General features: G+C 44.9%; 13 protein-coding genes. 6 read left to right on the forward strand and 7 right to left on the reverse strand.

The window, feature by feature from the left end; all coding sequences use genetic code 11:
• Positions 1 to 7 precede the first annotated feature (7 nt).
• Complete coding sequence (locus ACZ42L_RS01975) at positions 8 to 1414, forward strand: glycoside hydrolase family 57 protein (RefSeq protein WP_464716471.1); 1407 nt, start codon at positions 8 to 10, stop codon at positions 1412 to 1414.
• 226 nt (positions 1415 to 1640) lie between these two features.
• On the opposite strand, the gene uvrA is transcribed toward ACZ42L_RS01975, so the two are convergent.
• Positions 1641 to 4469 (reverse strand): excinuclease ABC subunit UvrA, encoded by a 2829-nt coding sequence (gene uvrA / locus ACZ42L_RS01980; protein WP_464716472.1) that lies wholly within the window; start codon positions 4467 to 4469, stop codon positions 1641 to 1643.
• Positions 4462 to 5172, reverse strand: a complete 711-nt coding sequence (locus tag ACZ42L_RS01985) for a gliding motility-associated C-terminal domain-containing protein (protein ID WP_464700291.1) — start codon at positions 5170 to 5172, stop codon at positions 4462 to 4464. The genes uvrA and ACZ42L_RS01985 overlap by 8 nt, the downstream gene beginning before the upstream one ends.
• A 100-nt stretch (positions 5173 to 5272) precedes the next feature.
• On the opposite strand from ACZ42L_RS01985, the gene ACZ42L_RS01990 reads away from it, so the two are divergent.
• The 3 genes from ACZ42L_RS01990 to ACZ42L_RS02000 are packed head-to-tail and all read left to right on the forward strand — an operon-like array spanning position 5273 to position 8946.
• Positions 5273 to 6634, forward strand: a complete 1362-nt coding sequence (locus tag ACZ42L_RS01990) for an amino acid ABC transporter substrate-binding protein (RefSeq protein ID WP_464716473.1) — start codon at positions 5273 to 5275, stop codon at positions 6632 to 6634.
• A gap of 1 nt (position 6635) precedes the next feature.
• Complete coding sequence (locus ACZ42L_RS01995; RefSeq protein ID WP_464700295.1) at positions 6636 to 7403, forward strand: porin family protein; 768 nt, start codon at positions 6636 to 6638, stop codon at positions 7401 to 7403.
• A gap of 22 nt (positions 7404 to 7425) precedes the next feature.
• Complete coding sequence (locus ACZ42L_RS02000; protein WP_464716474.1) at positions 7426 to 8946, forward strand: peptide MFS transporter; 1521 nt, start codon at positions 7426 to 7428, stop codon at positions 8944 to 8946.
• A gap of 394 nt (positions 8947 to 9340) precedes the next feature.
• Here the strand turns inward: ACZ42L_RS02000 and ACZ42L_RS02005 are convergent, their stop codons facing one another.
• The 4 genes from ACZ42L_RS02005 to ACZ42L_RS02020 all read right to left on the reverse strand — a co-directional run bounded on the left by ACZ42L_RS02005 (position 9341) and on the right by ACZ42L_RS02020 (position 16563).
• Complete coding sequence (locus ACZ42L_RS02005) at positions 9341 to 10714, reverse strand: MFS transporter (RefSeq protein ID WP_464700299.1); 1374 nt, start codon at positions 10712 to 10714, stop codon at positions 9341 to 9343.
• An 18-nt stretch (positions 10715 to 10732) separates the two neighbouring features.
• Positions 10733 to 12895 carry a dipeptidyl-peptidase Dpp5 gene (gene dpp5, locus ACZ42L_RS02010; RefSeq protein ID WP_464716475.1) on the reverse strand — a complete coding sequence of 721 codons (2163 nt, stop codon included), beginning with the start codon at positions 12893 to 12895 and terminating at the stop codon, positions 10733 to 10735.
• A 76-nt stretch (positions 12896 to 12971) separates the two neighbouring features.
• Positions 12972 to 14885: a membrane protein insertase YidC gene (gene yidC / locus ACZ42L_RS02015; RefSeq protein ID WP_464716476.1), complete on the reverse strand. Its 1914-nt coding sequence runs from the start codon at positions 14883 to 14885 to the stop codon at positions 12972 to 12974.
• Between the two features lie 70 nt (positions 14886 to 14955).
• Entirely contained in the window at positions 14956 to 16563 is a 1608-nt protein-coding gene (locus tag ACZ42L_RS02020; protein ID WP_464700305.1) for a CTP synthase, read from the reverse strand.
• 352 nt (positions 16564 to 16915) lie between these two features.
• Here ACZ42L_RS02020 and ACZ42L_RS02025 point away from each other — a divergent pair, with 352 nt between their 5' ends.
• On the forward strand, positions 16916 to 17899 hold the full coding sequence (locus ACZ42L_RS02025) for a glycosyl hydrolase (RefSeq protein ID WP_464716477.1): 984 nt from the start codon (positions 16916 to 16918) through the stop codon (positions 17897 to 17899).
• A gap of 244 nt (positions 17900 to 18143) precedes the next feature.
• Here ACZ42L_RS02025 and ACZ42L_RS02030 read toward each other — a convergent pair whose 3' ends face one another.
• The gene (locus tag ACZ42L_RS02030) at positions 18144 to 19094 is read right to left on the reverse strand and encodes an IS30 family transposase (protein ID WP_464716478.1); all 951 of its coding nucleotides are present in this window, start codon (positions 19092 to 19094) and stop codon (positions 18144 to 18146) included.
• Positions 19095 to 19473: 379 nt separating this feature from the next.
• On the opposite strand from ACZ42L_RS02030, the gene ACZ42L_RS02035 reads away from it, so the two are divergent.
• Positions 19474 to 21351 (forward strand): AIPR family protein, encoded by a 1878-nt coding sequence (locus ACZ42L_RS02035; RefSeq protein ID WP_464703380.1) that lies wholly within the window; start codon positions 19474 to 19476, stop codon positions 21349 to 21351.

Genomic DNA, 21351 nt, shown 5'->3' on the forward strand with positions numbered 1-21351 from the left:
ATAGATAATGAAAACAATATGTTTGTATTTTGAAATACACCAGATTATTCATCTGAAACGTTATCGCTTTTTCGATATAGGAACGGATCATTATTACTATGATGATTTCGAGACCGAGCGTACCATCAACGATACTACAGAGCGCTGTTATATGCCGGCATTGGATACTTTGCTCAGCATGATAAAGGAGAATGAGGGCAAATTCAAAGTGACATTCTCACTATCAGGTGTCGGAATGGAGCAGTTGGAGATGCATGCTCCACAGGTTCTTGCCAAATTGCAGGAGCTGAATGAGACCGGTTGTGTGGAATTCCTTGCCGAGCCATATTCCCATGGACTCTCTTCGCTCATCAACGAAGAGTGTTTTGCTACTGAGGTAAAGCGCCAATGCGAGAAAATCAATGAGTACTTTGGAAAGTATCCTACTGTTCTACGCAATTCATCTTTGATTTATAGTGACGATATTGGTGCTCAGGTTGCGAATATGGGTTTCAAGGGTATGGTTACGGAAGGGGCTAAACACGTGTTAGGATGGAAGTCTCCGCATTATGTATACAATTGTACTTTGAATCGTAACCTGAAGTTGCTGCTTCGCGATTATCAGTTGAGTGATGACATAGCATTGCGATTCAGTGATACCGGTTGGGATGGTTATCCTCTTTTTGCAGATGCGTATGTGGACAAGATTGCAGCTCTGCCGGATGAAGAGAAGAACATCAACATTTTTATGGAGCTGTCGGCCCTTGGTATTGCACAGCCGCTTTCCAGCAATATTCTTGAATTCTTCAAGGCTTTACCTGCTTGTGCAAAAGAGCGGGATATCACCTTCTCTACTCCAAGCGAAATCTTCAAGCAGGTAAAGAGTGTCGGCGCACTTGAAGTACCCGATACATTGAGTTGGATAGATGAGGAGCGTGACGTTAGTCCGTGGCTTGGTAATCCCATGCAGCGTGAGGCTTTCAACAAGCTGTATAGTGTTGCCGACCGCGTGCGTATATCCAACGACCCACGTATTAATCAAGACTGGGACTATCTACAGGCAAGCAATAACTTCCGTTTTATGACCACCAAGCCTAGCAATGTAGGACTGGACCGAGGTATTTATACTAGCCCGTTCGATGCCTTTACGAACTACATGAATATCCTTGGCGACTTTATCAGTCGTGTCAACAGGCTTTACCCTGAAGAGATAGATAATGACGAATTGAACAGTCTGCTTACAGCCATCAATAATCAAGGCGAAGAAATCGAGATGAAGGAAAAAGAAATCATCCGCTTGCAGGCTAAGGTTGAGAAGATGGAGAAAGCCGAGGCCGCCCGTCGTGAGAAGCAAGCTGCTGCTAAGAAAAAGACTGCTACCACCCGTAAGAAAGCTGTTAAAGCAGCTTCGGCAGAGGAAAAGGAGACAGAGTAGGTCTCTCTGGCTTTCGTGGGTTATTGGTTTAACATACGCAAAGTAGAATCCTTAAATTATTGCAAAGGCCTCGCAGCGATGCTGCGAGGCCTTTGCTGTTTTGCTGCCTAGGTCGGGCAGCATTGCTGTTTGGGCTTTGCAATGTTTTAAGTATGAATCCCCTGTATTTTCATAAAGGGGTGTAAGCTGTCTGAGCGTACTATACTCGAAACATTGTCGATAAGTCCTAGCTTTTTAATTCCTCTTTGAGGAACTTGATGGTATATCCCTTATTCGTCTTTACCACATCTTCTGGTGTACCGGTGCAGAGGACTTTGCCACCTCCTCGACCACCTTCCGGTCCCATGTCAATAATGTAGTCGGCCAGTTTTATGACGTCCAAATTGTGCTCAATGATGATGACGGTGTTGCCACGATCTACTAATTTCTGGAGTACATCCATCAAGATATTGATGTCTTCAAAGTGCAGTCCTGTGGTCGGCTCGTCGAGAATGTAGAGTGTCTTGCCCGTATCTTTCTTCGCTAATTCGGTTGCCAGCTTCACGCGTTGGCTTTCGCCACCTGACAGGGTAGTGGAGCTCTGACCAAGTTTGATATATCCCAAGCCAACATCTTGCAGACTTTTGATTTTCGGCAGGATACTAGGTACGTTTTCAAAGAATTCCACTGCTTGATTGATAGTCATGTCGAGTACATCCGCGATGCTTTTCCCTTTGAATCTGACTTCCAGTGTTTCGCGGTTATACCTCTTGCCATGACACACCTCACAGGGGACCATCACGTCGGGTAAAAAGTTCATTTCGATGGTCTTGTAGCCATTTCCACCGCATGTTTCACATCGCCCACCCTTCACGTTGAAAGAGAATCGGCCGGGTTTATAGCCACGAATTTTGGCTTCAGGCAGGTTGACGAAGAGTTTTCTGATTTCACTGAACACGCCCGTATAGGTAGCTGGATTGCTGCGGGGAGTCCTTCCGATAGGGCTCTGGTCTACATTCACCACCTTATCTATATGGTCTATGCCCTCAATAGTTCGGTAGGGCATGGGCTTTTTCAATGATCGGTAGAAATGATGAGAGAGGATTGGCTGTAGTGTCTCGTTGATTAAGGTAGACTTCCCCGAACCTGATACTCCTGTAACGACAATGAGTTTGCCCAGTGGGAATTCTATGTCGACGTCTTTCAGATTGTTGCCCGTTGCGCCACGCAGACACAGCGTCTTGCCATTTCCTTCACGTCGCTTGGCAGGAATGGTGATGGCTCGTTCTCCATTGAGGTAATCGGCGGTGATAGTATGTGTCTTCAGCATTTCCTTGGGAGTTCCCTGGAATACCACCTCGCCACCTTTTCGACCGGCTTTAGGACCTATGTCGACGATGTAGTCGGCGGCCAGCATCATGTCTTTGTCATGTTCTACCACGATAACCGTATTGCCAAGGTCGCGCAATTCCTTTAACGAGCGGATGAGACGTTCGTTGTCTCGCTGATGCAATCCGATACTTGGCTCGTCAAGAATGTATAGTACATTCACCAGTTGTGAACCAATCTGGGTGGCCAATCGGATGCGCTGACTCTCTCCACCTGACAAACTTGCCGACTGACGGTTTAATGACAGATAGTCGAGTCCGACTTCTAAGAGGAAGTTGACACGTGTCTTGATTTCCTTGATTATCTCCGTTCCAATTTTCTTTTGGGTTTCATCCATATGCTCGTCTACCTGGTCGAGCCATTCTTTCAGTTCCAGTAAGTCGAAATTGGCAACAGTTGCGATGTTCTTATCCCATATCTTGTAAGAGAGGGCTTCGCGGTTCAGCCGTTGTCCATGACATTCCGGGCATTCGGTTTCGGCCAGAAATTGGTCAGCCCACTTCTGTCCTGCCGACGTATCGTCATTCTCTATGACATCTTGCAGATACTTGATAATACCGTCAAAGTCTATGAAATAGTCGGAATTGGTGTGTACAAGCTCCTTGCTTATTTTCACTTTTTCCAAGCTGCCATATAGAATTTCGTTGACAGCTTCTTGCGGAATTTCTTTGAAAGGAGTCTTGAGCGTGTAGCCGTATTTGTCGAGAATGGCAGCGACTTGCCAGAAAATCATCTGATTTTTGTATTTCCCCAGTGGCAGGATTGCGCCATCATGTATACTCAGCTTGTCGTTAGGAATGACCTTCTTTAAGTCTATTTGGTTTACATATCCCAATCCCTTGCAATGGGGGCAAGCACCTTCGGGTGAATTGAATGAGAAGATATTGGGCGCAGAGTCCTTGTATGAAATGCCCGAAGTGGGACACATCAATCGTTTGGAGTAGTATTTGCCTTCGTTGCTGTCCTTATCCAGAATCATGATAAGTCCTTCACCCTCGCGCATAGCTACCTGAACCGTCTTCTTCAGTCGTTGGTCGTCCTTGGATTGTACGGCCAGTTTGTCTATTACCACTTCTATATTGTGGTTCTTGTAGCGGTCGGTCTTCATACCGGGTTTAAGATCCATCATCTCTCCGTCCACCCGTATATAGAGATAACCCTTGCGACGCATGCTTTCGAAGAGTTCGCGATAGTGGCCTTTGCGGTTTCTGACGAGCGGTGCAAGGATGTAGATTTTCTTTCCATCGTAATTGTTGAGAATCATCTCCAATACTTTCTCTTCGGTGTATTTCACCATCTTCTCGCCGGTCATATAGCTGTAGGCCGTGCCTGCTCTGGCATAGAGCAGACGCAGATAGTCGTAGATTTCAGTGGTTGTTCCCACCGTAGAACGAGGGTTTTTGTTGGTGGTCTTCTGCTCAATGCTGATGACCGGACTCAATCCTGTAATCTTATCGACATCCGGGCGCTCCATGTTTCCCAGAAAATTACGGGCATAGGCAGAGAAAGTCTCTATGTATCGGCGTTGTCCCTCAGCAAAAATCGTGTCGAAAGCCAATGACGATTTGCCGGAACCGCTGAGTCCGGTGATGACTGTTAGTGAGTTGCGCGGAATGGTAACATCTATATTCTTAAGATTATGTACGCGTGCTCCCCAGATGTTTATTTGGTCTTCGTTCCTATTCATGTGCGTTGCTATATCCTCTTAATAGGTTTACATCTCTTCTGATATTGAACGTATGTCCGTCTGCCCCTTTAGCCTTAACCAATACAAAGTATACTCCCTCTTTGACAGGATTGCCGTGGAAAGTACCGTTCCAGCCTTCGGCAGGATCGTCCCATTCATAGAGTTTCTGCCCCCATCTGTTGAAAATGTAAGCCTTGAATTCCACGATGCTTTGATAACCGCTTTTGGCTTTGTAGATGTCGTTGACTCCGTCGCCGTTGGGCGAGAAGGCATTGGGCATCTCAAGTTTGCTTTCCGATATGGTTATCGTGATGGGATTGGTATCTTCTTTCTGCCATATCACGGAATCAGAGCCGTTTGTAAAGGTGGCATAAAGCTGTATATAGTGAGTTCCGGATTCCTTGAATGTATAACTGGTATTTTCCTCATATCTAATAAGATACGGAGTTTTGGTTTCCCCGGCAGTGTAGAAATGCCATTCGTAATGGGCAGTCCATCCTGCCCGATTGAGCGTGTTGGCATTGAAAGTACATGTAATCGGGGCTGAGCCTGAATAAGTAGTTATGCCTTCTTCGGTCGTCCCGTCTGACGTTGTGGCGCTGGCGGTAGGGTTTATCGTAGGCGTAAAATCAGCATATACAGCAATCGGAGAAATCGAAAGTATTGCTGTTATCAAAGAAGTATGTAATATCCCTATTCTCATTGTTTGTAATTGTGCAAAGTTACTAAAAAGATGAGAGATGTCATATGGGGATGAGAGTTTTTTTGTATTTTTGCAATTGTAATAAATAAAAGCACCTATCATGAAGTATTTGATTCGCTATGCGTCATTCATATTATTCTTGTTTTTTGCCTTATCGGCTGTTGGGCAGACCACGAAGTGGCGTGATATGTACAAGGTGAAGAAGAAGGATACCCTCTTTGGAATCGCAAAAGAGTATGGAATCTCGATTCCGGAATTGATGAATGCCAATCCGGAGATGAAACTGGAAGGCTACTCTCTCAAGAAGGGCGATTATATCTTTATTCCCTTTTCAGCTTCGGAGACCACCCCTGCCAAGCCTGTCCAGCCTGCGGCACCGGCTAAACCGGCAGAGAAACAAGCTGCGGGGCGCACCGTGAAAATAGGCGTGATGCTGCCATTACATGATGTCGATGGTGATGGTAGGCGCATGGTGGAGTATTATCGGGGTATCCTGATGGCATGCGAAAAGTTGAAGAAAGAAGGTGTTTCCACCTCTATCCATAGTTGGAATGTCCCCATTGATGCCGATATAAGAACAGTATTGCTGGATGATAATGCCCGGAAATGTGATTTGATATTCGGTCCTTTGTATACGAAACAACTGAAAACTTTGGCCGAATTCTGCACCAGGAATGATATAAAGCTGGTTGTTCCATTCTCTATTAGTGGGAATGATGTAGAGGCATATAAACAGATATATCAAGTCTATCAGAGTCCCACTAAACAGAACGATGCTGCCATCAAAGCCTTTTTGGAGCGATTCCCTCATCATCATGCAATCTTTATTGATTGCAATGACACCACAAGCCGTAAAGGAATATTTACCTTCGGGTTACGTAAGCAGTTGGAACAGCGCGGTACTAAGTATAGCATCACTAACCTGAAGTCAAGCGAAGAGATGTTCGCCAAGGCCTTTAGCCGCACAGAACCTAATGTAGTCATTTTGAATACAGGCCGTTCTCCTGAGTTGAGAGTGGCGTTTGCAAAGCTTGATGGGCTGTCAGTTTCCTATCCGCAAATCAAGATTTCCATGTTTGGATATACGGAATGGCTGATGTACGTAGAGTATAATTTGCCATCGTTCTATAAATATGATACCTATATCCCGACCGCATTCTATTATAATCCCGTCGATGCGCAGACGCGCGAGATTGCCAATAGCTATGCAAGATGGTTTCAAGTAGGCATGCAGAATGCGTTGCCTCGTTTCGGACTTACCGGTTACGACCATGCTTCTTATTTCATTCGGGGAGTGTGGAGGTATGGAAAGTCATTTGTAGGCAGCAAGTCACAACATGTCTATAAGCCGATACAGACCCCACTATATTTTAATAAGGTAGGTAATGGAGGATATCAGAATGAGAATTTCCAGTTGATTCATTACACTGTAAATCAAACTATTGAGAGCATCAACTATTGATATGAAGAGTCGTTACATTCGTTTTGCGTTTGCAGCTGGATTGTTCTTGGTAGCATTGTCTGCCCATGCTCAAGTGGGAGAATACCGTAATGACTTCTCTGTGGGTGTCAATGGTGGTTACGCGATGAGTCAGGTAGGCTTTACACCCAAAGTCAATCAGAAGTGGTTGGGAGGAATGACCGGGGGCTTATCCCTGCGTTATAAGAGCGAGAAATATTTCAGTACGATATGTTCTGTCATGGCCGAAGTGAACTATGCTCAGGTCGGTTGGAAAGAGGATATTGTCGATGTAAACAATCAGCCGGTTATCAATGCCACCACGGGTATGCCCGAAGCGTACAGCCGGACGCTGTCTTATGTGCAGCTTCCGCTACTGGCCCATCTGGCTTGGGGACGTGAAACGAATGGAGTGCAGTTCTTTATAAACTTAGGACCGCAGTTTGGTTGGCTTCTCAGTGAACGCACTAAGACGAACTTCGATTTCGTCTCACGGAACACAAAAGACCGTGTCAATACAGTGGTGGCGCAGGATACGATGGCCGTAGAACATCGTTTCGACTATGGTATTGCTGCGGGTGCAGGCTTGGAATATAGTATTCCGGCCATAGGACACTTCATGTTGGAAGCCCGGTATTACTATGGACTGGGCAATCTATACGGTGCTTCCAAGCGCGATTACTTCGCTAAATCGAATCTAAGTAACGTTGTCATAAAGATGACTTACTGGATTGATATAGTTAAAACCAGGAAAAACAAAAAACAAAAATAGTAACTTAAATTCTTGAAAACTTATGTTTGAAAACCAACCTAAAGGACTTTATGCCTTGGCATTGGCTAATACCGGCGAGAGATTCGGTTATTACACCATGCTGGCAACCTTTGTACTCTTCCTGAAAGCCAACTTTGGCTTCTCTGCGGGGACGGCCGGCTCTATCTATGCAGCCTTCCTGGCATTAGTTTATTTCCTACCTTTCATCGGTGGTATGCTGGCCGACAAGTTCGGTTATGGCCGAATGGTGAAGATTGGTGTAATGATTATGTTTGCCGGTTACGTGGTTTTAGCTTTGCCACTGGGTGCAAACGTGCTTGCTATCATTGGTATGGCTGCTGCGTTGCTCATGATTTCGGCTGGTACGGGATTGTTCAAAGGCAATCTGCAAGTGATGGTGGGCAATCTGTATGACGACCCTCGCTATTCATCACAACGCGATTCTGCTTTCTCCATCTTCTATATGGCTATCAACATCGGTGCACTCTTTGCACCGTCCGCAGCCGTTGGCATCATGAATTGGGCACAGAATCAGTTGGGAGTATCTGTCAACGACAGTTACCATTTTGCCTTTGGGGTGGCTTGTATCTCGTTGATAGTCTCTATTCTTATTTATTATGGATTCCGTAGCACCTTTAAGCATGTAGAAGGAAGCGGCACGGTGCGTGTATCGGATGCCAAGGATGAAGTAGTAGAGTTGTCGCCTAAAGAAACCCGCGACCGTGTAACAGCCCTCGTACTGGTGTTTACTGTCGTTATATTCTTCTGGATGGCTTTCCATCAGAACGGTCTTACGTTGACTCTGTTTGCCGATGAATTCACGGTCAAGAGTGCTACTGGTGCAGAGAGCATGTTCTTTAACGTGTTTAATTTGGTATTGGCCATCTTTGTGGTATATGGCTTGTTTGGTTTCTTCCAGTCTAAGACAGGTCGTGGCAAGACTATCTCCGGTGCAGTAGTCTTTCTAGGTGCTGCCGGTTTGATATGGAAATATCTGAACTTGTCAGGTCCGACAGAAATTGATGCTCCTATCTTCCAGCAGTTTAATCCTTTCTTCGTGGTAGCCCTGACACCTGTTAGTATGGCCATTTTTGGCTGGTTGGGCCGCATCGGCAAAGAACCGTCTGCTCCGCGTAAGATTGCGTATGGTATGTTGATTGCTGCCATCGGTTTTGTCATTATGACGATAGGCTCTATAGGTCTTCCTACGCCTGCCATGCAAGCTGCCAATGGTGCTACGGCCGAAACATTGGTGTCGTCTAATTGGCTTATTTCTACCTACCTGGTATTGACCTTTGGTGAGTTGCTGCTTTCGCCCATGGGAATCTCGTTTGTCAGCAAGGTTGCGCCTCCGAAGTATAAGGGCATGATGATGGGAGGATGGTTTGTAGCTACGGCCGTTGGTAACTATCTCACGAGTATTCCTGCTCTGTTGTGGGGTGATGCGCCGTTGTATGTGGTTTGGGGATTGCTTATTGTTCTCTGCCTGGTGGCATTCGTATTCATGTTGGCGATTATGAAGAAATTGGAGAAGGTGTGCTAAGTAACATCTGAATATACTATAAGCGGTGCAACTCGTATGGGTTGCACCGCTTTTGTTTTGTATGACTATCCGTATCTGAATCCATGCGGGTGGTGATAGAATCTTGTTTAGCGAGGATGTCGGTTTGATTGGGTTTTCTGCAAAGGCTTCGCAGTAGTTCTGTTTGGGCTTTGCAGCACTGCTGTTCGGCCCTTGCAGCGATGCTGCCGAGCCTTTGCAGTAATTGGGGGTTGATTCTATTATGCGTAAGATGAGGTCTGGTGAATGGGCAAAGGAAAAGAAAATCCCCTTAATAGATGAGATTTTACTGCATTCTATTAAGGGGAGATAGTATTGTACGAATATAGTCCTCGTACTCCCGATGTTTATCATCTGGGACAACTATGAGTCGTTTTTATTTCTTGATATTGGCTTTTTGCAGTCCGTATCCTTTCTTCTTGTCAATGGCAATGAGTGCCAGTGAAGTGATGATGGCAGCGATACCGAAACCGGTGAAGATGCTCATAGAGGTGGTGTAGCTAGGATCGATACCGTTGACTTTTCCTATCCACATCGGAACTAGCGACAAACCGATATTCTGGATATAGAATATGACGGCGTAGGCACTTCCCAGATATTTCAAGGGAATAATCTTCGGCACACTTGGCCACATGGCAGATGGTACTAGGGAGAAGGCAATGCCCAGCACAATCATGATGATGACGGCAAACCAGCCGTATGGCAGGATGTGGGTAGCGAAGATGAGATGGACGCCGGTGAGCATGGCACTGCCAATCAACATTAGCGTAGCTCCTTTGCCCACCTTATCGTATATAGAGCCGAATAGGGGAGTAAGGAAGATTGTTCCAAACGGAATCAGACCGGGAATGATGCCTGCCCACTCTTCCTTGACGGCATAGTTGGCCACCATGAGTTTGGTAGCAAACTTTAGGAAGGGGAACACTCCGCTATAGAATAGGAGACACAGAATAGTGATACACCAGAAGCCAGGGTTGGTAAAGATAAGCTTCAAGTCGCTGAAATGGAATGATTCATCTTCGCTTTCTTCTGCATTCTCGGCGTTATAGGCAGCTGTCGAAGCATCCAGCTTCTTGTCCATGACGTTGTAAACCAGGAATGCTAGCAATCCGATGATTAGGAGTGCGGCTCCCAGAAGAATAGGCGCGCCGATAGAGTTGCCGAATGCCTTGGCTATAGGCAGGCTTCCCATCATGGCAGCAGCAGTACCCAGACGGGCCAAGGCTACCTGTAGTCCCATGGCTAATGCCAACTCGTGTCCGGCAAACCACTTTGTCATAATCTTGGAAACGGTGATACCGCAAATCTCGCAGCCCACTCCGAAGATGGCAAAACCGAGCGAAGCGATAGCGGCTGACATAGGTAGTGAGAAGTTGGCAAAGTCAAGTGTAAACCTTGCATCGCCGAAATCTCCCGTGATACCATAGTACTTGATGCAGACACCTGCAACCATCAGTACGCAAGATAACGTTCCGGCAAATCTGATTCCCATTTTGTCGAGGATGATACCTCCGAAGAACAGCATGAGCAGGAAGACGTTGATAAGTCCGTAGGAGCCGGCAAAGAAGCCGTAATCATCCGAACTCCAACCAAGTCCACCGGCCGATGCCGATTTGGTAAGTAGTACCTCTAGCGGTGACATGACGTCGGTGATGAAGTAGCCCATCATCATCGTGAAGGCTACAATGAACAAGGCTGTCCATCTGGCACTAGCACTGTCACTTAATTTCTTTTGAATTTTTTCGACCATTTTTATTGATATGTATTGTTATTTTTTCAACCATTTATCCAACCAACTGAAGAAAGTGCGCTGCCACAGAATACCGTTTTGTGGTTTCAGTACCCAGTGATTCTCGTCGGGGAAGATGAGTAATTCTGCGGGGATGCCTCGCATACGGGCAGCGTTGAATGCTCCCATGCCCTGATTGGCATTGATTCTGTAATCTTTTTCTCCGTGGATGACGAGGATAGGAGTATCCCATTTGTCGACAAACTTGTGAGGACTGTTGTCGTATGTCCTCTTGCCGTTTGCGGTAATATCCTTGTTCCAGGGGGCACTCTCGTATTCCCAGTTAGAGAACCATGCCTCCTCGGTATCAGTATACATACTTTCCAGATTGAAAGCACCGTCGTGGGCGATGAAGGCTTTGAATCGTTTGTCGTGATGTCCGGCCAGATAGAACACGGAGAAACCGCCGAAGCTGGCTCCTACACATCCCAATCTGTCTTTGTCTACGTAAGGCAAATTTGTCGTTGCATCGTCGATTGCACTCAGGTAATCGTCCATACATTGACCAGTCCAGTCGCCACTGATATCTTCGTTCCATTTGCTTCCGAAGCCGGGAAGTCCGCGTCTGTTGGGGGCAATAACGACGTAGCCGCTGGCTGCCATGATTTGGAAATTCCAGCGATAGCTCCAGAACTGGCTTACGGGACTTTGTGGACCGCCTTCGCAGAATAGCAGTGTGGGGTACTTCTTCGTTGCATCGAAGTGGGGGGGAAGTATCACCCAGACGAGCATATCTTTGCCGTCGGTGGTCTTCACCCATCGCTGTTCGGTCTTGCCAAGTGCTAACTGGTCGTAGATGTTCTTGTTTTCAAAGGTGATTTGGCTGACTACAGCTTTCTTCTCTTTGTCTGGTTTCACCATGAACAGTTCGTCGCCACTCTGATGGGAGTGTCTGCTGGCCAAGAGCATATTGCCGTTATTGGCTAATTGGATGCTTCCATAGTCGAACCAGCCGTCAGTGAGTTGTATGACCTTTCCGTCCAGATTGGTCTGGTATATCATTTCCGTAGCGTGCCAGATACCGAGGAAATAAAGCGTCTTGGAATCGTTGTTCCAGCAGTAGTCGTCTACGTTTGAGTCGAAACTCTCGGTAACATATTTCTTCTTCCCGCTTGTCAAGTCGTATACACACAGGCGGTTGCGGTCGCTCTCGTAGCCATCGTGTTCCATGCTTTGCCAGGCAATATACTTTCCGTTGGGCGAGAATTTAGGATTCACGTCGTATCCTACGTTCATATCTGCTCCTTGATGATTCACCGTTTGGTTTTTCATCGTTTTGGTAGCATCAGTCTTAGGCTCTACATAGCCGGCTGGTTTACAGATGTTCTTGGTTTCCTTTGTGTCAATATTGTAAAGGAAGATGTCGGTATCGGTAGAGATGGCATACTGTATTCCCTCTTTCTTACGAGAGGTATAGGCTATAGTCTTGGAGTCGGGACTCCATGCTATCTGTTCTATTCCGCCGAAAGGAGCGACCGGACTCTCATAGGGTTCGCCCTCCATGATGTCTGTCCCATTGCTGATTCCGGCTTCAGAAACCTCTGCAAGGAATGGATGGGCGATACTTTCTACATAGTGATCCCAGTGACGATAGTTCATATCGGTTACCAATCTGCCTGTGGCCTTAGGCAAATCTTCGGGATTCTTCTTGATAGTTCCGTAATAGGGAAGCGACTTGATGAGTACTATCTTCTTGCCATCGGGGCTGAAGCGAAATCCCTCAATATCTATCTCGGAGTGTGATAATTGCTTCCGGTCGCTACCATCTGCCTTGCTACTCCATATCTGACCATCGCGTATGAAAGCGATTCTCTGGCCGTTTTCTATCCATGCAGCATCGCTCTCGCTCTTGTTGTCGAGCGTAAGTTGCTTTTTGTTCTGGCCGTTTGCGTCTGCTACATAGAGTATCGTGTGACTTTTATTCTCCTTGACACTGTAATAAGATACCTGATATACAATCTGTTTCCCATTAGGAGAAGCCTGCGAACTGCCGATTCTACCCATAGCCCAAAGGGCTTCAGGAGTCATCAAGTCTGATTGTAGTGTAACATGTTGAGGCCCTATGATATGCTGTGTCTGGGCCTGGCTCTGCGTTGACGCAGTGAGCATTGTTGCCATTGCTAATCCCACTATTCTATTCATATTTATTACTATAATGCTAAAAAGAGCCACTAACCTTATTCATTCGTAGAAATCAAGTTAGTGGCTCCAGTGTTATTTACAATTCTTTTTTCTTTCTATTGAGCTCTTCTTGTTTGCGTCTAGTCTCTTCCTGTTGCTTCTGCTGCATCTCTTGCAGAGCTTGGAGTCTGGCAGCGAGACCTCCCATCTTCTTCTGGGGATTTGCTTGATTCTCCTTATAGCGTGCTTCCAGCAGTTGAAGGAGTTTCTCGTCGTTGGTCGTCTTTCTCAATGCCCACATGATAGCAGCACTGAAGAAGAGGCTGATGAAGTAGTAGAAGTTCAGGCCGGAACTGTAGTCATTGAACATGAAGAAGAAGAAGAGGGGCATCAGATACATCATGTATTGCATCATCTTCATCTGTTCTGCCTGCTGACCTACCATCTGGTCGCGCTGTTGGCGCATCGTCATCCATGAGTAAAGGACGTTGGCTACGCAGAAGAGGATACAGGTAAGACTCAGGTGGTCGCCTATCATCCAGAGGTTGTTGTTCCATTCCAGAATGGGGTCGTAGGTACTTAGGTCTTTAATCCATAAGAAACTTTCACCTCGTAGTTGGATGGCGTTGGGTACAAAGTTGAACATTGCAATCCAGATAGGCATCTGTATCAGCATGGGAAGACAACCGGACAGCGGACTGACTCCGTACTTTGAATACTCGGCCATCATGGCTTGCTGCTTCTGCATCTGGTCTTCCGGTTTGTCGTATTGCTTGGTAGCCTCGTCCAACTTCGGCTTTAATACGCGCATTTTGGCTGAACTCATGTAGCTCTTCTTGACCATCGGATAAGTGATAACCTTGAGTAAGAGGGTTATCAGTATCAGCACGATACCCATATTGATATTGAGTCCGGTGAGGAAGTCGAATACATAGAGGGTGAACCAACGGTTGATGATGCGGAAGAGAGGCCAGCCTAAGTAGACCAGACGCTGTAGCTGGAGGTCTTTGCCAAAGCTACTTTCCTTCTCAATCTTCTGCAACAGTCTGAAATCATTAGGTCCGTAATAGAATTCAAACTCCGATGGTGTGTTGCCTTTGGGATCGAAGAATGTCTTCATCTTGGCCTTGTACTGCTTCAGATATCCGCTCTCTTTCTCCAGAGGGATACTGGTCATCAGTGAATTGGCTGCAAAATCGTTCTTCGAAATCATCACTGCCGAGAAGAATTGATTCTTGAATGCCACCCAGTCTATTTTGTCCTCAATGGCTTCATCAATCTTTTCCTGTGTCTCATTCAGGTAGTCTGTGCCGCCATCCACTTTGTGATAGGTAAGGGTAGCATAGCGATTCTCAAATGTGAACCCTCGTTCTTGCTGACGGGCCATGTCTTCCCATGTCACATCCATTGTAGAAGTGTGAGGGTCGAACAGGCCTGCCATGCCACTCACACGCATCTGCATGCGCAGCAGGTAGTCTTTGCCTAGTACGTAATTGATGGTAATAGCCTTTCCACCATTGGTGTTGGCGGTAAATGCAACCGTAGAGTCTGTTACCTGACTTGGCTGGAAATACAGGTCTTGTGTAGAGATATTGGCCTGCTTGGCAACGAAAGTGTAGTTCAGACTTTGGTCTTTGCCGTCGAAGATAGTCACGTCTTGATGACCATTGCGATCAGAGAAATTCTTGATGACAGCCTTGGTTACAGTAGCTCCCTTGGTGCTGAACGAGAGTTCTAGTTTCTTGTTTTTAAGGACAATCGTCTGTGCACTGCCTGCCAACGACTCGTGGAAAAGTGCTGTAGTATCAGTCAGTGATGCCTGCTTTTCAGTGTTTTTCTTTGCCGTAGTCTTGAAGTCGGCAGCCTTCTTGGCTTCTGCCTGTTTTGCTTTTGCGATGGAGTCTTGTACAAATGCAGCTCTCTGCTCCCCCTTGGAAGGCTGGCTCCACCAACTGAAACCAACCAATACGAGGCCTATTAATACAAGCCCAATTACGTTGTTGCGATCCATTATTGTTTGTTAGATAATGATAGCCAAGCCTCGTTGTATAACATGGGGACTTGGCTATCGTGTGAGATGTTTAATGTTTCTTGCTTTCGCTAGCCGTTTTAATGAAGTCTACGAAGAGAGGATGGGGCTTTAAAACGGTCGATTGATATTCTGGATGGAACTGCGTACCGATGTACCACTTCAATCCTGGAATCTCTACAATTTCCACCAAGTCGCTTTCCGGATTCTTTCCGACACACATCATACCGGCCTTTTCATACTCGGTCAGATAGTCGTTGTTGAATTCATAGCGGTGGCGATGGCGCTCCTGGATATGCTCTTGTTTGTAAATGTCGAAGACGCGCGAGTTCTGTCTCAGCTTGCAGTCGTATGCACCGAGACGCATCGTACCACCCATATTGGTGATATTCTTCTGCTCTTCCATGATGTCGATAACGTTGTGTTCAGTCTTCTCATCCATCTCGCGACTGTTGGCGTCGCTATATCCCAATACGTTGCGGCCAAACTCAATCACCATCATCTGCATACCAAGGCAGATACCGAACGTCGGAATGTCGTGGATACGTGCGTAGTGGGCAGCAATAATCTTACCCTCAGTACCGCGCTGGCCGAATCCCGGACATATCATGATGCCGTCTTGGCCTTCCAGTAGTTCGCCGATATTCTCTTCGGTTATCTTTTCCGAGTTGATAAAAGTAAGCACCGTCTTGCGGTCGTTGTATGTACCTGCCTGCGAAAGACTCTCGCGAATGCTCTTATAGGCATCTTGCAAGTCGTACTTACCGATGAGTCCGATGTGTACTTCTTCGGTAGCCTTGTTTCTTCTTTCCAGGAATTCTTTCCATGGGCCAAGTGTAGGTTTCTCGCCGACAGGCTCACCTATCTTGCGGAGAATGGCCACGTCAAGACCTTGGTTCTGCATGTTTACAGGAACTTCGTAGATGCTTGGCAAGTCTTCGCTCTGGATAACGCAGTCGAAATCAACATTGCAGAAGCTGGCCACCTTCTTTAATACACCTTCTCCGAGGTGTCTCTCGGTTCGCAAAACCAATACGTCCGGCTGAATACCAATGCTCTGCAGCTCTTTCACAGAGTGCTGGGTGGGCTTGGTCTTCAACTCTCCTGCTGCCTTCAGGTAGGGGACATACGTCAGATGCACGTTGATGGCATTCTTGCCAAGTTCCCATTTCAGCTGTCTGATGGCCTCCATGTATGGAGCACTCTCGATGTCGCCGATAGTGCCGCCAATCTCTGTGATGACGAAATCATAATGGTATTTCTGCCCAAGCATTTTCACATTGCGCTTGATTTCGTCGGTGATATGAGGTACAACCTGAATGGTCTTGCCCAAATAATCTCCACGACGCTCTTTGTCGATGACCGCCTTGTAGATTCTACCTGTTGTAAGAGAATTGGCCTTAGTGGTTTGGATACCGGTATAACGTTCGTAATGTCCTAAGTCCAAGTCGGTCTCCATACCATCCACGGTTACATAGCATTCGCCATGCTCGTAGGGATTCAGTGTTCCCGGATCAATGTTGATGTATGGGTCGAATTTCTGAATAGTGATGTTATATCCCCTGGCTTGTAGAAGTTTGCCAATAGATGCAGAGATGATACCTTTGCCTAGAGATGATACCACTCCGCCGGTTACGAAGATGTATTTTGTTTCAGCCACGATGTTTGGTTTAAATAAAATGTTCAATGCGCAAAATTACAACAAAATAATGAACCCTCCAAAACTAATCAATATTAATATTGTTGCTTTATAGCTGAGATATACTCAAGTTACTGCAAGGCCTCGGCAGCATTGCTGTTCGGGCTTTGCAGCAATGCTGTTTGGCCCTTGCAGTTTTGCTGCAGAGGCTTTGCAGTCATTTGATGTAGATTTTATGTAGAAATATTTGTATATATCTGGCAAAGCTATTACCTTTATCAGCGTTTTTGTGCATGGTATTCCAGTTACGCCAAGTGAGGCTCGACGCCATGTCATGAAGATTTACATATAAACAAACTACTCATTTAAAACGATGAAAAAGATTTTTGTAACATTACTTGTATTGCTGCTGTGTTTTGGTATGTCTGCTCGGAATGCGGATAAAAAGGCCAATCGTGATGCCAAAGCATTATTGAAGTTGCTGGAAAAAGTACAGCGGAAGGGTGGGAGTCTGCCCGCGATGATGGCCAAATACGATTGGAATCATTTGCATTCTGATACGGTGAAGATGCTCACCGGTAAGTATCCTGCTATCAACTGTTTTGACTTCATGCACTTTAATATTGAGGGCAAGAAAGAGCTGTATCGCACGATTCGGCCGGTGACCGAATGGACAGAAAACGGCAAGATAGCAGCTATGATGTGGCATTGGAATGTACCTTTGAGTGAAGGGGTGCATCGTTACGCCTTCTATAACAAAGGAGAATTTAAGGCAGCCAACTGTTTGAAGCCGGGAACTAGGGAACATCGGGAATTCTATGCGTCGATGGATAGCGTGGCCAACATCATTAAGAAGTTGCAGGATGCGCGTATTCCTATTATCTTTCGCCCGTTCCACGAAGGGGCTGGAAATGCCAGCGGGACAGTATGGTTCTGGTGGGGAAATGGTGGGGCGGCCGTCTACAAGCAACTCTATCAAACGCTGTTTCACTATTTTTGCGATGTGAAGCAGTTGCATAACATCGTATGGGCGTGGAACAGCAACATCTATCAGAACGGAGCTACATATGATGATGCGTCGTGGTATCCCGGCGATGAGTACGTAGACATTGTAGGCACAGAGAATTATGACCTCAAAGAGATTGGTCGGCTTAAGGCTTGTTACGATTATCTCAAACAGCACTACTCGTCCAAGATTATTGCCTTGACAGAAACGAATAGCCAGTTCAAGGTGAGCGAGATGGTGAAGGCCGGCATGCGCTGGACTTTCATCATGCCCTGGTGTGGTGAGTTCTTCCCCAAGAAAGAATGGTGGGACGATTATTTCTCTCAGCCTAATGTCGTGTTAGGAAAATAGGAGAGTGGCTGCTGGGAGAGGTCGTGTATAATCATCAATAGCCCTATAAGGATACTTGATGCCACTATTAAATAAATTATCAGTTCCCCAAAACAATAACTGCTGGATAATGAAAATCCCTTTGCAAAATATAGCTAAGGCAGAATCTAGTCTTGATTGAATATTCTTTTTAATTCAGTTTAGATGGTAAATTTAGTACCACCAAGTATTTGTCTGAATGTAGATTCCAGTATCAAGTGCAAATTTATACGATTAGATTGTAAACCTCTTTTTTTGGTGTTGAGAAATTAAGTTTTTTCCTTGGTCTTGCATTTATTTTCATCTGTATTTGTTTTATCTGCCGGTCGTCAATCCTTTCAAAAGTCGTTCCTTTTGGAATGTATTGCCTGATGAGCTTGTTTGTGTTCTCAATGTTTCCTTTCTCCCATGAGGAATAGGGGTGTGCGAAGTAGATCTTTGTTTTGAGGCATTGTGCTATGATCCTGTGGCATGCAAACTCGCTTCCGTTGTCCGTTGTGATGCTCCTGATGTTTCCGATGAATGGTGTCAGCATGGCCACGACGGTCTTGGCAAGGGCTTTTGCATTCTTTCCCCGTGGCAGTTTCCTCATCAGCATATAGTCCTTGCTTCTTTCTACGAGTGTTACGATGGCTCCCCGGCCGTCTTTCCCGATGATGGTGTCCATTTCCCAGTCTCCGAACCGTGTTCCGTTGGCCTGCGGGTCCCGCTCGTCTATCATGACTCTGTCCTTGATGGCCGTGTAGGCAGCAGGGCAGCTTCTTCTGATATGCTTCATCCTGTGCCGGCAACTCTTGTAAAGCTCACCTCCGCAGAGCCGGTCGAAGCGGATATAGTTGTAGATGGTTTCTACACATACGCACGTCTTTCCCTTGCGCAGCATCCAACCCCTGATTTGTTCGGGTGACCACTGTTCGTTGACCATGAGCGCAATGATTTCCTTTCGCATCTCAATACTGAACTTACGGTGCTTTCGCATCCGTCGTCTGCGTTCGTCACACTGCTTCCGGGCAACGCCGTAATGATAATGGTATCGCCCTTTGTTGCGTTTCAACTCGCGGTAAACGGTGCTGTAGTGCACGTTTATCATATCTGCAATGCCCTTTACCGACATTTTCTTTTGCAGCAAAACAAAGATTGTGTATCTTTGTGCCGAGGTTAATTGATGATATTTCATATGACAATGCAAAGTTGATTAATCTCGGGGAGATTTCGGTCTCCCTTTTCTGTTTTTTTTGTATTGCTACTGAAATCTTTTGTCTCGTCGGGGCATTCAGCCCCTTGCCGACGGCGTTCCCCGAGTGTTTTTCATAGTCGGTTTTTAAGACAAGAGACTATTTGCACTTCTTAATGGAACTTATGGAATAAAGTAATAATTATAAGTTTTCGTAAAAGTTTGTTGGCTGTCAGAAAAAGATATATCTTTGTAATAGAAACATTGTTTGAGACTCCCAAATGTTATCTAAGCTGATATTATTGAGGGACAGATACAGGAGGTAGTTAAACATAAATATCCTTGATTTTAAATAAAAACACATATAAATATTGATTAGAAAATGGCTGATTTAAAGAATTTCGTTCGTGAGATAGATGAAGAATCTATGTTTTATTTTGATGAAAATAACAACTCACGTCCTTTAGCTTTTGCTCATAGTCTCATAGAATCATTGAAAGAGCGTTTATCTATGGATAATTATACGATAGGATATGGCGCAGTAAAAGATATGGGCGGTAATGTGAGGGGTGAAATCTTTGGATATGCTCTTAGTTCTAATGGCGAGGTTTTGACCTTGATATATTCATTGTATAACGATGATGCTCAAAATGAAATAAAGACTCTGCATGATGCAGATTATCAGACTGCCATAAATAGAATGCAAGGTTTTTATCAAAATTGTTGCTCTGGTACTGTGTCTTCTATCTTAAAGCAAGATGATCCTTTGTATCCTTTAGCAGATCTTTTGCATGAGAAAGGTCCTGAGAAAAAAAGAGGTAGACCATCTTTAACACCTACACCCACACATGCAATAGTAACAGTGCGCTTTCTGGTTTTTTCCAACTCCTTTATAAGGAATGATGAAATAAAAAAGAAGAGAATAAAGGGACGTAATCTCATACCCGAAGTCTACGATGTATCTCGTCTGTATCAACTTTTTGGTTCAGATGTTGATCATCGTGTTATAGATATAGAATTTGGTTCGGAATATAATTATAAACTTCCGTATATAGAAATGGAAGTTCCTCAAACTGGATATAAATGCTTCATGACTATATTCCCGGGGAAATTATTACAGAAACTTTATGAACAATATAATACAGATCTCTTATTAGGTAATGTACGCTATTTTCTAGGATTTAAAGGCAGTGCTAAGAGAAATGCCAATGTTGGTATTCAAGAGACATTACGTTCGCAGAAGCAAATGTTCCTTGCCTATAATAATGGTATTGTAGCCTTGGCAGAATCACTTGAAATAAAGAGTAATGAGGGTAGTAGTGATATGGATCCGGAAGAAAGTGCCAATGAAGTTGTTACTACTGGAATTATTAGGGCGATAAAAGATTTTCAGATTGTCAATGGTGGGCAGACAACAGCTTCTCTTTTTTATGCAAAAGAACAGAAATCATCATCGCCAATATCATTGAAAGGTGTATTTGTTCCAGTGAAAATAATAGTTCTCAGTAATACAGATGACAAGAAAGAAGTTTCAGCCAATATTACAAAATCTTCAAATACTCAAAGTCCTGTTAAATATGCTGATTTTTCTGTTAGTAATCCTTTCAATTCTCGTATGGAAGAACTTTCCCGAGATATTCGTACCAATGATGGTAAAAAGTGGTATTATGAACGCTTAAGAGGGCAGTTTGAACAGGATTTAAAGCAGCAGAGGAAAGCAGAGGACCAACAGCTCTTTAAAAGCATGTACGACAAGAAAGAACGATTGTTCAAAAAAGAATTATTGGCAAAAGTTTGGAAATGTATGCTAAATACCCCATTTGATGTTGTAAAGGGTGAAGGGACTAATTACGATATATTTAACAGATATGTAACAGAAAATGGTATTATACCTGATGAAGAATATTTTAAAAAGTCGGTGGCATTGATAATACTTTGGAACTATATCTATAATATTCCAGAAGTAAAGAAAGTTGGTAATTGTAGAGCTCCTGTAACTGCTTATACATTATCGCATCTTCTTAATGGCAGTCCAAGATTGTTCAATCTTCTAAAGATATGGGATCGTCAAAGTGTAGATGGCGTTTTGTCTGAATGTATAATTAAATTATCACGTACAATTATGGATACGTTAAATTCTATAGCAGAAGGTCTACAAAAATCAGTCCTCTCTTGTAGCAAGACGGAGGGAACGTATGCTGAGATGAAAAAACGTGGTGTGTTCTGTGATTATAATTCCATTTCAGAATATTTTGTTTGA

Source organism: Prevotella mikamonis, assembly GCF_055381405.1.